At 40.7% G+C, this 12,757-nt stretch carries 12 protein-coding genes; 11 read left to right on the forward strand and 1 reads right to left on the reverse strand.

The features are described from left to right. Nucleotides 1–16 precede the first annotated feature (16 nt). Both ABC255_RS03565 and ABC255_RS03570 read left to right on the forward strand, forming a co-directional pair. Nucleotides 17–1,507 (forward strand): hypothetical protein, encoded by a 1,491-nt coding sequence (locus ABC255_RS03565; RefSeq protein ID WP_412991364.1) that lies wholly within the window; start codon nt 17–19, stop codon nt 1,505–1,507. A gap of 252 nt (nt 1,508–1,759) precedes the next feature. Next, nucleotides 1,760–2,263 (forward strand): DoxX family membrane protein, encoded by a 504-nt coding sequence (locus ABC255_RS03570; RefSeq protein WP_412991365.1) that lies wholly within the window; start codon nt 1,760–1,762, stop codon nt 2,261–2,263. Nucleotides 2,264–2,315: 52 nt separating this feature from the next. Here ABC255_RS03570 and ABC255_RS03575 read toward each other — a convergent pair whose 3' ends face one another. After that, entirely contained in the window at nt 2,316–3,521 is a 1,206-nt protein-coding gene (locus tag ABC255_RS03575; RefSeq protein WP_412991366.1) for a CynX/NimT family MFS transporter, read from the reverse strand. Between the two features lie 156 nt (nt 3,522–3,677). Here ABC255_RS03575 and ABC255_RS03580 point away from each other — a divergent pair, with 156 nt between their 5' ends. From ABC255_RS03580 to ABC255_RS03620, 9 genes are all read left to right on the forward strand, one after another. Beyond that, a complete protein-coding gene (locus ABC255_RS03580; RefSeq protein WP_412991367.1) occupies nt 3,678–4,838 on the forward strand; it encodes a glycosyltransferase family 4 protein in 1,161 nt (386 codons plus the stop codon). A gap of 101 nt (nt 4,839–4,939) precedes the next feature. Beyond that, nucleotides 4,940–6,004: a CDP-glucose 4,6-dehydratase gene (gene rfbG / locus ABC255_RS03585; protein ID WP_412991368.1), complete on the forward strand. Its 1,065-nt coding sequence runs from the start codon at nt 4,940–4,942 to the stop codon at nt 6,002–6,004. Nucleotides 6,005–6,025: 21 nt separating this feature from the next. After that, nucleotides 6,026–6,796 (forward strand): glucose-1-phosphate cytidylyltransferase, encoded by a 771-nt coding sequence (locus ABC255_RS03590; RefSeq protein WP_412991369.1) that lies wholly within the window; start codon nt 6,026–6,028, stop codon nt 6,794–6,796. Continuing rightward, on the forward strand, nt 6,793–7,731 hold the full coding sequence (locus ABC255_RS03595; protein ID WP_412991370.1) for a glycosyltransferase: 939 nt from the start codon (nt 6,793–6,795) through the stop codon (nt 7,729–7,731). Before ABC255_RS03590 ends, ABC255_RS03595 begins: the two co-directional genes overlap by 4 nt. An 8-nt stretch (nt 7,732–7,739) precedes the next feature. Continuing rightward, the gene (locus ABC255_RS03600) at nt 7,740–8,819 is read left to right on the forward strand and encodes a glycosyltransferase family 61 protein (protein ID WP_412991371.1); all 1,080 of its coding nucleotides are present in this window, start codon (nt 7,740–7,742) and stop codon (nt 8,817–8,819) included. Between the two features lie 44 nt (nt 8,820–8,863). Next, nucleotides 8,864–9,757, forward strand: a complete 894-nt coding sequence (locus ABC255_RS03605) for a glycosyltransferase (protein ID WP_412991372.1) — start codon at nt 8,864–8,866, stop codon at nt 9,755–9,757. A 24-nt stretch (nt 9,758–9,781) separates the two neighbouring features. Then, nucleotides 9,782–10,705, forward strand: coding sequence for a phosphotransferase enzyme family protein (locus ABC255_RS03610; RefSeq protein ID WP_412991373.1), 924 nt, complete (start codon nt 9,782–9,784; stop codon nt 10,703–10,705). A 27-nt stretch (nt 10,706–10,732) separates the two neighbouring features. Continuing rightward, the gene (locus ABC255_RS03615; protein ID WP_412991374.1) at nt 10,733–11,680 is read left to right on the forward strand and encodes an NAD-dependent epimerase/dehydratase family protein; all 948 of its coding nucleotides are present in this window, start codon (nt 10,733–10,735) and stop codon (nt 11,678–11,680) included. 474 nt (nt 11,681–12,154) lie between these two features. Next, nucleotides 12,155–12,658, forward strand: a complete 504-nt coding sequence (locus ABC255_RS03620) for a YfiT family bacillithiol transferase (protein WP_412991375.1) — start codon at nt 12,155–12,157, stop codon at nt 12,656–12,658. The last annotated feature ends 99 nt before the right edge of the window (nt 12,659–12,757 follow it).

Raw genomic sequence — 12,757 nt, forward strand, 5'->3', positions numbered from 1 at the left:
GGAGCGAATTAAAAAAATGAAACATTACTTAAACACTAATAAAGTTGCTAAATCTTTTGTACTTGCAGGAGCATTATCATTTGGAATTTTTGCGGGAGGTCAATTTACAGAAGCAGCAGGGCCCGATCACGCTAAAACTGAAAAACCTGTTCAAGCGAATCAATCCACTAACGCAAAGGTTAATGTGAATGTTAAGCCAGTTGTTCCGGCAGCACCAGCAGTACAAGCAAAGGATGAAGTAAGCGTACAAGTAAAGCCTAATGAAGAAAAGGCTAGTAAGTCACAGGCAAGCGTACATGCAAGCGAAAATGCAAAATTACATGCAGCCCCAAATTCAGCTGTTCTTGGAAAGGGAGAAAAAGCTGCAGATGTGGTGGTGGAAGAGCAAGTAGAGGCAGAAGCACCAGTTGAGGAAACCACACCTGTCATTGAACTTGAGCCTGTAGTAACGGATGAAACTGAAGCGGATACGACTGTAGATTCTGAATCTGAAGTAGCAGTTGACGTTGATAACGATGTAGTTGCAAAAGAAGATGACGCGGCAAAAGACGGGGAAGAAGAAAAAACTGCTGACTCTGACTCAGTTGTAAGAATTGAAGATGAAGAAGACGAGGATGAAGATGAAGGTTCCCAAGACATCGACTTTGAAAAAGACGCAATTGTAAAAACTAAAGATGACGAAGAAGCAGAGATTGATGAAGAAGAGGAAAGAGTAAACCCGTCTGCAGCTAACAAAGCAAAGTCACAAGCTAGTGTAAAAGCAAGCGAAACTGCTAAAGAACATGCATCAGCCAATTCAGCTGTGCATGCAGTAGCTGTAGAAGTACCTGCTGAGGAAGTTGTTGAAGTGGAAACTGAAGTTGAATCTAAAGAGGTTGCAGAAGAAGTAGTGGCTGATGAAGAAACAGTAGTAGTTGAAACTGAAACAGTAGAAACTGAAGTAGTTGAAGAAGAGGCAGAAGTAACTGAGGTTGAAAAAGTAAACCCGTCTGCAGCTAACAAAGCAAAGTCACAAGCTAGTGTAAAAGCAAGCGAAACTGCTAAAGAATATGCAGCAGCTAATTCAGCTGTACTTGCAGTAGCAGTAGAAGTACCTGCTGAGGAAGCTGTTGAAGTTGAAACCGAAGTTGAATCTGAAGAGGTTGCAGAAGAAGTAGTGGCTGATGAAGAAACAGTAGTAGTTGAAACTGAAACAGTAGAAACTGAAGTAGTTGAAGAAGAGGCAGAAGTAACTGAGGTTGAAAAAGTAAACCCGTCTGCAGCTAACAAAGCAAAGTCACAAGCTAGTGTTAAAGCAAGCGAAACTGCTAAAGAACATGCAGCAGCTAATTCAGCTGTACTAGCAGTAGCAGTAGAAGTACCTGCTGAGGAAGCTGTTGAAGTTGAAACCGAAGTTGAATCTGAAGAGGTTGCAGAAGCTGTAGTACCTGCTCAAGAAGTTATTGAAGTAGGAACTGAAATTGTAACTGAAGAGAATGCAATTGTCGAAATTGACTTAAAAAATTAATCAATATTTAATGAGAAACCGAAGGGATTTTCCTTCGGTTTTTTGTGTTTTCTTCTATTCTACTAAGTAGGTGCCCAAGCTATTATTGTTCAGAGTTTCTCTCATATCACCGCTAAATCCAGTGCGTTCAACATTCCGCCATAACATTTCAAACAAACTGTGAACTTAACACTGCACCCATGTTATTAACTATCAAAATCCAATATAGTGTAAGTATAAAGAACAACCAAATATTGAAAGGCGGAATGACTCATGTTTAACAACTTTTTAAGAGAAAATAAGATTTCAGCAGCTATTTTAACTATAATTCGTTTATACCTTGGCTACTCTTGGTTCACAGCTGGTTTTCATAAACTCACAGGCGGCTTTGACGCTTCAGGATTTTTAAAAGGAGCAACAGCTAATCCCGTTAAAGGTCCAGATGGTAACATGGTTTATGCGTGGTATGTTGATTTCTTAAAAGACTTTGCACTACCAAACATCGATGTGTTCAACACCATCGTTCCTTGGGGCGAAACATTAATCGGTTTAGGACTTCTACTAGGCTGTTTAACAACAGCAGCCATGTTCTTTGGTTTAGTGATGAACTTCTCTTTCTTCTTGGCAGGAACAGTATCTCATAACCCAACAGACATTTTCTTAGGCTTCATCATCTTAACAGCAGGTTACAACGCTGGCAGAATCGGTTTAGACCGCTGGGTGGTACCATTTATCAACAAAACAGTTGGAAAAAGCAAGACAAAATCAGTTGCATAAATGGTAACAAAAAAGACGATTCGTCCCCCTCGAATCGTCTTTTTGCTATCCCTTATACATACCTACCCCGGCCAGACAACATTCCAAATACCACAATGACCATTGAAACGACAATCAGGGTAAGTATGGGAAGGGTCCATGAATGCGCCATATCATATAAATAGCCAATAAACAAAGGACCTACAGCGGCAAGGATGTAACCTGTTGATTGCGTCATTCCAGATAACGCTGCTGCTTGTTTGGCATTCCTCGCTCTGAGACCGATATAGCTTAGAGCTAATGGAAAGCTTCCTCCCAACGCGATACCAATTAGGATGATACTTACAATTAAAATGGAGTAGGTTGAGCCTAACAGTAACCCACTAAAACCAATGATAGAGCACATCCCTAACATAAATGCGATCCAAATTTGTGATTGAGAACGTCCTGCAAGGACGGGAATGAAGAAACTTGCTGGTAATCCTGCTAACTGGGTAAAGGACAACATCCAGCCGGCGGTTTCCATACTCATTCCATGACTATGCAGGATCTCAGGTAACCAAGAAATCGTTACATAAAATAAAAAGGACTGAAATCCCATGAAAATGGCGATTTGCCATGCAAGGGGAGTGCGCCACATGGTATTGGAGGCAGAACCCTCCTGCAGCTTAATGGCTCTCGAATCGTCCCTTCCGTTATTTTTACGAAGAAGTACCCACACTATGATGGCAACTACAACTGGTAGAGTCCATACAACTTGTGCCCCCTGCCACCCAAGGTTTAAATCCACCGCTAAAGGAATACTGATCCCTGATGCTAACGACGCGACTAATCCCATGGATGTTGAATAAACACTTGTCATTAAACCAAATTTATGTGGAAATTTGTCCTTCACCACGGCAGGCAACAGAACATTCCCTATCGCGATACCAAGACCCGCTAACAGAGTCCCAGTGAAAAGGAAAAAGGTCATAGGGATGGACCGGATCGCAATGCCTATTAAAAGAAATGATAACCCTATAATTAACGTTAATTCATTTGTAAACCGATTTGCTATTTTGGGAACGAGTGGAGACATGACCGCGAACACCACTAAAGGCAAGCTCATCAATAAACCTGCACTCCAATGTGCCAGTCCTACATCCTCCTGAATCATACCCACTAAAGGTCCGAGCGATGTAATCGCTGGGCGCAGATTAAAAGCAATAAGGACAATCCCTGCAATAAAAAAATATATATATGTTGATTTTGTATTTGCTTTTGATTCTAAGTACTCCAAAAAAGCAACTCCTCTCTTAAAACAAACCTTATAAATTATAGCACAATAAAGTTAAATCGAAATTAATTTTTCCCGGTAGTAAATCAACTTGTCCACACCATTCTTTACACAAATGAATAAGCTAGTGTGATAGACAATTATCGGGAGGGTGGCATTGTGGGCAGAAGGTTAAAGATTGCGATGATTTCACCAGGAACTTTTCCAATTTCGGGTGGAAAATCTAGTTCAATTGAAATGTTAATGAAGAAACTGGCATTTCTTTTTCAAAAAGAGGCAGATGTTTTTTTGTTTGGCAAAAGGTTTAGAAAGCAGCCTGAATTTGAAACGAAGGGTTCCATTACTTACTATCGTTATCATTCCACCAAAAACCAAACGTATATTAATAAAAGTATTGAGCAGCTGCAGGTACTAAAGCCTGATATTATTCACATTGAAAATCGCCCACGATTTGCCAAGGCCGTCCGTTTAGCAATGCCTAACGCTAAAATCGTCTTGGCTCTCCAGTCTACGCTGTTTATGTCGCGACCGCTTATTGGCAAAGCGGAATTGGTCACCTGTTTAAAGGCAGCGGATGCAATAGTCGTTAATAGTCATTTTTTAAAGAATCATATAATAAAAGAAACGCTGTGTTCTGCCTCTAAAATTACTGTGAATCATTTAGGAGTAGACACTGAACAATTTCAACCTAAATGGCACCAGGAACAGAAAGAAAAGGCGGAGCTGTTAAGAAAAAAATGGGGTGTGACGGATAGGAGAATTCTTCTTTATGCGGGCAGGCTGATTAAAATCAAAGGTGTTCATCATATTCTAGAAGCAATGCCTGAGTTGATAAAAGTAGACCCTTCCATCATCCTCTTTATTGCAGGAACTTCCCTCTCTCCAACTTCCGAAAACCTTGCATATGAAGCACATTTACGGGATTTGGCTGAGAAAGTGAAGGGTCATGTGATTTTTGCCTCTTTCATAACCCATAATGAGATCCACACTTGGTATCAAATGGCGGACTTGCTTTTGGTCCCGTCTGCTGCTGAACCGTTTGGACTTGTGAATGTCGAGGCAATGGCCGTGGGAACTCCGGTTATTGGAACAAACTCAGGGGGAATACCAGAAATCATCCAACATGGAAAAACGGGAATTCTCATTGATCCAGAACGGGTAGTTGAAGAACTAACATTTCAGATTCCTAAATTGCTTTCTAATCCTAAAAAACGTATGAGGATGGGCGTGGACTGCGCCTTACACGTTAGAGCAAACTTCACCTGGGAGCACAGTGCTAAAAGGCAGTTAGCACTATACCGAGAATTACTAGAAAAATGATGATAGTAGTCAATTCATCCAAACCCTTTATTTCAATGAGTCATAGAATGTGTAAGGATTCAAAGGGGATGTCCACTAAGAGATGAGAGAGGGACGAACAAATGGTCAATCAGGACTTTTGGAAAAATAAAAATGTATTTGTCACCGGTCACACTGGGTTTAAAGGTTCATGGCTGAGCATATGGCTTCATTCCTTAGGAGCAAATGTAACAGGATATAGTTTAACTCCGCCGACCACACCTAGTTTATTTCAGATATGCCAGCTGGAACATGTTATCCCCACTCACTATGGTGATATCCGTGATCAAAAAGCATTAGAACATGCTCTACACTCAGCGACGCCGGATATTGTGATTCATATGGCGGCACAGCCTTTGGTACGTGCCTCGTACGTAAATCCGGTTGAAACCTACGCAACTAATGTGATGGGAACGGTGAATGTATTAGAGTCAGTGAGAACAGCGGTCCAAAAGGGAATCAACATTAAAGCAGTGGTTAATGTGACGACAGATAAATGCTATAGCAATCAAGAATGGCCGTGGGGATACCGGGAACATGATACGCTCGGAGGCTATGACCCTTATTCCAATAGCAAAGCTTGCTCTGAACTCGTAACGGACGCGTATCGGAATTCTTTTTTTCAAGGTGAGGTCGGAATTGGAAGTGCAAGGGCAGGTAATGTGATTGGCGGAGGAGATTGGGCGGTTGACCGCTTGCTTCCGGATTGCTTTCGTACACTGCAAACGGGTGGAACAATTAAAATCCGTAACCCTTATGCGATTCGACCTTGGCAGCATGTATTAGATCCATTAAGCGGCTATTTATTCTTAGCGGAAAAGCTATACAGTGAGGGAAAGACGTTCGCTGAAGGATGGAATTTCGGTCCGGATGATGGGGATGGGAAGACGGTGGAATGGATTGTTAAACAAATTTGTGCGAAATGGGGAACCAGCGCCTCTTATGATGTGGACCAAGGACCGCACCCCCATGAAGCCCATTATTTACGTCTCGATTGCTCGAAGGCTAAATTCAAATTGGGCTGGTATCCGAGATGGAATGTCGAGCAGGCAATTGACAAAAGTGTGGAATGGACAAGGGCTTATTTAGCCCAAAAGGATGTTAAGGCTGTCTGCTTACAGCAAATCGACGAATATTTAAAAAGCTAACCAAACGAAAGGGGGAGAACTATGAAAGTCGTTATACTCTGCGGAGGAAAAGGCACGAGAATGAATGAAATCACCAATGAGCTTCCGAAGCCGCTTGCAATGATCGGGGATAAGCCGATTCTTTGGCATATTATGAAATTCTATCAAAACTATGGTTTTAATGAATTTATTTTATTACTCGGTTATAAAGGCGACAAAATCAAGGAATATTTTATGGACTACGAATGGAAGAATAATAGTTTTACAATGGACTCCTCTACTGGTGGTATTAAAATCTTAGGTCCGGCAGAAAAGTGGAAGATTACATTTGTTGATACCGGGTTGAATACCATGACTGGAGGCAGAATTAAGAAGGCTGAGGGATATATCGGGGATGAAAGTTTCCTGTTAACCTATGGTGATGGACTATCTGATGTTAATTTACATGAGTTACTTCAATTTCATAAGTCGAAAGGAACGATTGCGACTGTAACAGGGATCAAGAAAAGGAGTCAATTTGGCACCTTAACCGTCAATCAGGGAATCGCAGAATCCTTTGAGGAAAAAACGCAGACTGACGGAATTATCAATGGGGGCTACTTTGTTTTAAATCCTGAGGTCTTCAACTACCTAAAGGACGATGACCAATGCATATTTGAAGAGGAACCGTTGAAAAAATTAACGCAGGACCGTCAATTATCAGTCTATCTTCATGATGGATTTTGGACAGCCATTGATACTTACAAAAATGTATTAGATATCAATGAGATGTGGGAGCAAGGGAACAATGCATGGAATCCGAAGTTAAAATGAGGAATCGATTTGATCATTATGAGAACATTTTTTGCACAATTTTGTCAAGGACAAGACTTTATCAAGGTTTAGCCTTACTGAATTCGCTAAAAAAAGTGATGGGTGATGACTTTTACATCTTTATTCATTGTATAGATGAGGAATCATACAACCTTTTAAAAAAAATGAACTGGAAAAATTCGAAGCTCATTCGCGAAAAAAAATTACCAGGAAGGATTGTCTTACTTAAGAATGAACGAAAGGTTCATGAATACTGTTGGACGTTGAAGCCGGTTATTTGCGAATTTGTACTCCGGAATTACACCTTCGTTAACCGGATTACGTATTTAGATTCAGATTTGTATTTTTTGGGAGACCCAAGGGTGATTTTTAAAAATCATTATGACTGTTCGGTGCTGCTTTCAATCGAAGAAAAATATAGCCCTAGAGCCAATCAAAGCATTCAGCGCCGCAGCAAAATAACGGGATTATACAATTCGGGTTTTATCTCCTTTAAACAGGATGAAATTGGTCTTCAAGCAGTTACCTGGTGGAAGGAAAAATGCTTGGAAAATTGTAAGATTGCCCCTGAAGAAGGAATATTCGGGGATCAGAAATATTTAGACGAGCTATCTGGTTTATTCCCTGGCATCTGCGACATCACGATACCTGGAGTCAATATTGGTCCATGGAATGAATTGAAATATCAGTTTTCAAATGTAGATGGAACCTTTTCAATAGACGAGCATTTGCTGATTTTTTTCCACTTTAGTGGTTTACGCGTGACAGGCAAAAATAAAATACAATCTGTTAATCGTGTGAATCTTAGGAAACGTCCATTCCTTTATCAAATATATTATGAAGCCATTGATGAGGTAATTGAGCAAGTAGAGGAGATTGATCCAACGTTTAATGGTTTCGCAGATGAAGTAGATTTGCAAAAATATTGGAATTAAGGTGGTGAATGAAAATAAAACCCCCCATCGGCTATCACTTAAAAACAATCGATTATGTATCCTCATTAAATTATCAAACATTTCCGCAGGAGACAACGAAAATCAACTGGCGGGATAAAGGAATAAAAGGTATAAGGTGGAACTTCTATCCTGAACCGGCACACCCCTTTATCGCTAGAATTCCCTTTGGGAGAGTTTGGGGAACTAACGGGAGTGTGATAACTCCTGATAACAAACTGCTGTGGGATGTTTCGTTTGAGTACAACCGCCTTCCCCCGACACATTCCATTTATGAACATGAGAATCTTCCTTCGATTACCTATTTGCCTGAAAGAGTAGCGGTCATCACATTTCAAGTTAGTTTTAATTACTTCCATTGGATGTTTGATGTGCTGCCGCGGTTGGAATTACTTCGCCAAGGTGGCTTTCTTTTCGACCGGATTGTGATTAATCGAGGTAAGCATTACCGGAAGGACTATTGTCAGTTTCAGGATGAAAGCCTGCAATTACTCGGTATTTCAAAGGATCAGCTCCTAGAAGTGGATGCACAGACGCATCTTTTAGCCAAGGAATTAATCGTTTCCTCGCCTACCTCAAACACGGCCCATGTATCCAAAAGTGTCTGTCAGTTTCTCAGAAGGGAATTTTTAAAGAAGGGTTCTATTTCAAAGGGAATTGGATATGAGCGTATTTTTATTAGCCGTGAAGATGCTTTACATCGCCCGTTATTGAATGAAAACGAAGTATTCAATGTGTTGGAAAAATACGGATTTAAGAAGGTCAAACTATCAACCTTATCTTTTATAGAAAAATTACAACTATTTCAATCTGCAAAAGTAATTGTTTCTCCACATGGTGCGGGGCTTACCAATATCGTCTTCTGCACCCCCGCAACCAAGGTGATTGAATTATTCTCGCCCACGTATTTAGTTCCCTGTTTTTTTATCATTAGTCAGCATATGGATCTTCGCTATTATGGATTGGTTGGGGAAGCTATGCCGATAGAGGAATCACGCAGCATTCATAGTGACCCGATTCTCATTGATATCAAAAAACTCAAAAGAAAGCTTAGTATAGCAGGTCTATGAAAGAAATGAGGTGTTATCTTATGGAAAGTGTTTACTGCACGATTATGACGAAAAGTAGATTGTATCAGTTTCTTACACTAGCTTCATCATTAAATAAAGTCAGGGCTGGGGATTTTCGTTTTTATGTCCTTTGTGTGGACCAAGAGGCATTTGAGGTACTGAACAAATTGAATTGGAAAAACGTCCATGCCACCCTCGATGAAGAGCTGGGTGAGGAAATTTTAGCTTTAAAAAAAGAACGGAGAATTCATGAATACTGCTGGTCGTTAAAAGGGTTATGGCTGGAGACAATTTTTCAAAAATATCCTGAAGTCATGCGCGTCACCTTTATGGATTCAGATTTATATTTTTGGGACGACCCTGAAAAGATTTTTAAAGCGCAGGGGGATTGCTCAGTTTTATTATCCAGAGAGGAGAAATACAGTCCTAAGTGGAGAGCGAGCTTCGTCAAAAAGCTGACAAGGTTAACAGGTGAGTATAACTCGGGATTTATCAGCTTTAAGCGTGATGAGATGGGAATATCCTGTTTATCCTGGTGGAAGGAAAAGACACTAGAGGCTTGTAGAATTGACCCGCAGAAGGGGATATTTGGCGATCAGAGGTATCTAAACGAAATGCCGAAATTGTTTTCAAACATCTGTGATATCACAACAGCGGGTGTGAATGTTGGAATATGGAATTATCGCAAATATACTTTTTTAGAAAAAGAGGATCGAGTCTTCATCGACAAAACCCCGCTTATTTTTTATCACTTTAGCGGTGTTAGGGTCATAAATAATGAAAATAAAGTGGAACTCGTCCACGAAACAGTGGAAAACACACCGTTTGTTTTCACGCGTTATCAAGATGTTCTTGCAGGGATTGTGATGCTGGTGAAGCAAATTGAGCCTAAGTTTGACGGATTTGCAACGAAAGAGGATTTACAAAAGTATTGGTAGTTTTCATGAAAAGGAGGGGCAGCAGTGAAAGACCTTATGCGGGTTTGCAGGGAATTCAGGATTGGAAGACTGCAGGAGGTAGAAGACATTCTCGGGGGTGGTTACATTAACGGTAATCTGAAAATCCGCACGACCAAGGGCAGCTTCGTGGTTCGAATCTTCCTTAGGAAAGTCGAAGAAGCAAGGCTGCATTACGCTTATTCTATTGTTTCGAAGCTTGCTGAAGAGGGTGTTCCAGCCCTTTTGCCACTTCTTAATACGGAAGGTTTATCTTACACTAATTATAAGGAGTTTGTGGTCCAGATTACACCTTTCGTAGAAGCCTCCCGTTTTCAATGGGTCCCTAGGCAAGCTTATTATAGTGGGAAAACGCTGCGCCGGATGCACGATACTCTAATTGGGATAGGGAATGGTCCGAAATCAACGGGTGTTTATCACTATTTTCAGCTTGATCCTGCAACCATGATACAGGAATTGATAAAAGATGGTCATACCCTGCCCAATCATGAGGGGAATGCAATTGATGACTTGTATCGCTTGTTGGAAACTTCTGCCATCAACAAAAGTAACCTGCCGAAGACAATCATTCATGGTGATTGGAATCCAAGTAATCAATTGTTTAACGAGAATCACGAGGTTTGCAGTTTCATGGATTTTGATACTTTACAGCAGGGTGAACGGGTATTTGATGTTGCCTATGCACTTTATTTCTTTCTTATCCAGCGGCGAAATGAAATGGTGACGCAGGAATTTTTGAAAGGGTACGGGCCGTTGACACAGGAGGAAATCGAAGTTCTTCCGTTTCTTATTGCCAAAATTGGCGTTCATTTTGGAATATTGGTTAAAAGTGGTGAGTTTCAGTTTGAGAGAAATCTAGACCAATTGAAATGGGTAATCTCTGAGCAAGGCAGAAATACCGTTCAAGAATTCTGCATAAGAGATTCTTAATTCTATTGGTGGAAGGCATGATGTTAAATGCAGAGCTGGCTAAATAAAAACGTATTTGTGACTGGCAGTACAGGGTTTGTTGGAAGTCATCTGGTGCAGGAACTGCTGCGTTTAGGCGCAAATGTAACTGCGCTTGTTAGAAAGCCTCTGTTACATGACAAAATAAATTATGTTATGGGGAGCCTGGGTGATTTTCAGATAATTAAAAAAGCCCTCGAAGACAATGAAATTGATACTGTTTTTCATATGGCAGCACTAGCTGTGGTGGGGGAGGCACACCTCAATCCCATCACGGCATTTGAGACAAATATCCGCGGCACTTGGAACGTTTTAGAGGCCTGCCGGCAGACTTCCGTAAAAAGAGTAATTGTTACTTCTAGTGAAAAAGTGTATGGTGATCGCGCAAATCCGCCATATGTCGAGTCCATGCCTTTGGCCGGGAGACATCCTTATGACGTTTCAAAAAGCTGTGCGGACTTAATAGCCGCTGCGTACTTTCATACCTATAAGCTTCCGGTTTGTATGGTTCGCTGTGGAAACTTATTTGGCGGTGGAGATCTGAATTTTACCAGGCTGATTCCAGAAACGATTCAATCCCTTAGTAAAAATCAAGCACCGGTAATAAGGGGTGATGGGATCTCTGCCAGGGACTTTTTTTATATAGAAGATGGTATTCGCGCTCATTTACTAGTGGCAGAGAAAATGGAAAGCAGCCCGATTGCAGGTGAAGCCTTTCATTTCAGTTATGAAAGCCCGCGGACGGTTTTGGAAGTTGTGGATAAAATAACAAAGTTGATGAAAAATGATTTAATGCCGATTATTCAAAATCAAACAAGTCATGAACCTAGCATTCAATATCTGTGTGCGCAAAAAGCCAGGGATGTGTTGGGCTGGAAACCCTTGTATGACTTTGAATCCGGATTGATTAAAACAATCCAATGGTACCACAGATACTTTGAAGACCATGTTGGCTGACATGGTCTATTTGCTTTGAGTCTTTTTATCGCTTGGACAAACAGGATAAAATAGCCAATTATTATTCCATAACCAAGTACAAGTAGTGCTCCTAAACCAATATTAGGCGAATACATTTGACTATTCCTCGACAAAGAATTTTCTTAGAAACTGTTAAAAGTTCGATTTTGTAGTAGTCTTAATTAAACGATTAGTTGTGAAGTCAACAGTCGGAGTTTTCGGGAGATACATAGTCGCAAACTTTGAGAATATGTTAATGAATGGCTGTTTTCGTGAACATTGCTGTTAAAATCTTAAAGCTGATTTTAACGTGGAATAAGCTGTTTTGAGCTTTTGAACTAAGTTTGCAGGCTCTTTTCTCATTAATTTAGGCTATTCTCAATGAAAATAATGCTCAATCAATTGGTTTTACCTTTAAAAAGCAACAACCTTTGAGAAAAGAGCCTAATGAATAATTGGAGGTGGAGTTGGAAGATGGCAGATTTACGGTATCCGATTGGTATATTTTCAATGCAAGTGGTTGAAAATTGGGTCAAGGAAATTGAAGTTGCACCATTTCGACTAAGAGAGGCAGTAAGGAATTTAAGTGAGGAACAGCTCGATACACCTTATCGTCCAGGAGGATGGACTGTTCGCCAAGTTGTCCATCACATTGCAGACAGCCATATGAACAGCTATATTCGATTCAAATTAGCGCTGACGGAGGATAAGCCAACGATTAGACCTTATTTCGAAGATAGGTGGGCGGAACTTCCGGATTCGGAGTTACCGATTGAAATTTCGTTGTCTCTCCTAGAAGCATTGCATGGGAGGTGGGTAACATTGCTGCGTTCTTTGATAGAATCTGATTTAGAAAAAACTTTCGTCCATCCTGATTCCGGTGTTCAAACAGTAGGGAACACTATTGGAATGTATGCATGGCATGGACGTCATCATATCGCCCATATTACCTCCCTTAGTAGTCGGCTAGGGTGGTAAATAAAGCAGCAGCCTAGCTGTAGGCACAAAGACGATTCGTTCACTTGCGAATCGTCTTTTAGTATTTCTTAAACATGCCTATTTAATCCGGAGAGCATG

It is taken from the genome of Neobacillus canaveralius, from assembly GCF_047237705.1.
GTDB lineage: Bacteria > Bacillota > Bacilli > Bacillales > Cytobacillaceae > Neobacillus > Neobacillus niacini_K.

Bases quoted from the DNA above. Each gene is read 5' to 3' on its own strand.
- ABC255_RS03605 (WP_412991372.1), top strand. From the start codon at position 8,864: ATGACGAAAAGTAGATTGTATCAGTTTCTTACACTAGCTTCATCATTA.
- ABC255_RS03590 (WP_412991369.1), top strand. From the start codon at position 6,026: ATGAAAGTCGTTATACTCTGCGGAGGAAAAGGCACGAGAATGAATGAA.
- ABC255_RS03565 (WP_412991364.1), top strand. From the start codon at position 17: ATGAAACATTACTTAAACACTAATAAAGTTGCTAAATCTTTTGTACTT.
- ABC255_RS03620 (WP_412991375.1), top strand. From the start codon at position 12,155: ATGGCAGATTTACGGTATCCGATTGGTATATTTTCAATGCAAGTGGTT.
- ABC255_RS03595 (WP_412991370.1), top strand. From the start codon at position 6,793: ATGAGGAATCGATTTGATCATTATGAGAACATTTTTTGCACAATTTTG.
- ABC255_RS03600 (WP_412991371.1), top strand. From the start codon at position 7,740: ATGAAAATAAAACCCCCCATCGGCTATCACTTAAAAACAATCGATTAT.
- ABC255_RS03615 (WP_412991374.1), top strand. From the start codon at position 10,733: ATGCAGAGCTGGCTAAATAAAAACGTATTTGTGACTGGCAGTACAGGG.
- ABC255_RS03570 (WP_412991365.1), top strand. From the start codon at position 1,760: ATGTTTAACAACTTTTTAAGAGAAAATAAGATTTCAGCAGCTATTTTA.
- rfbG (WP_412991368.1), top strand. From the start codon at position 4,940: ATGGTCAATCAGGACTTTTGGAAAAATAAAAATGTATTTGTCACCGGT.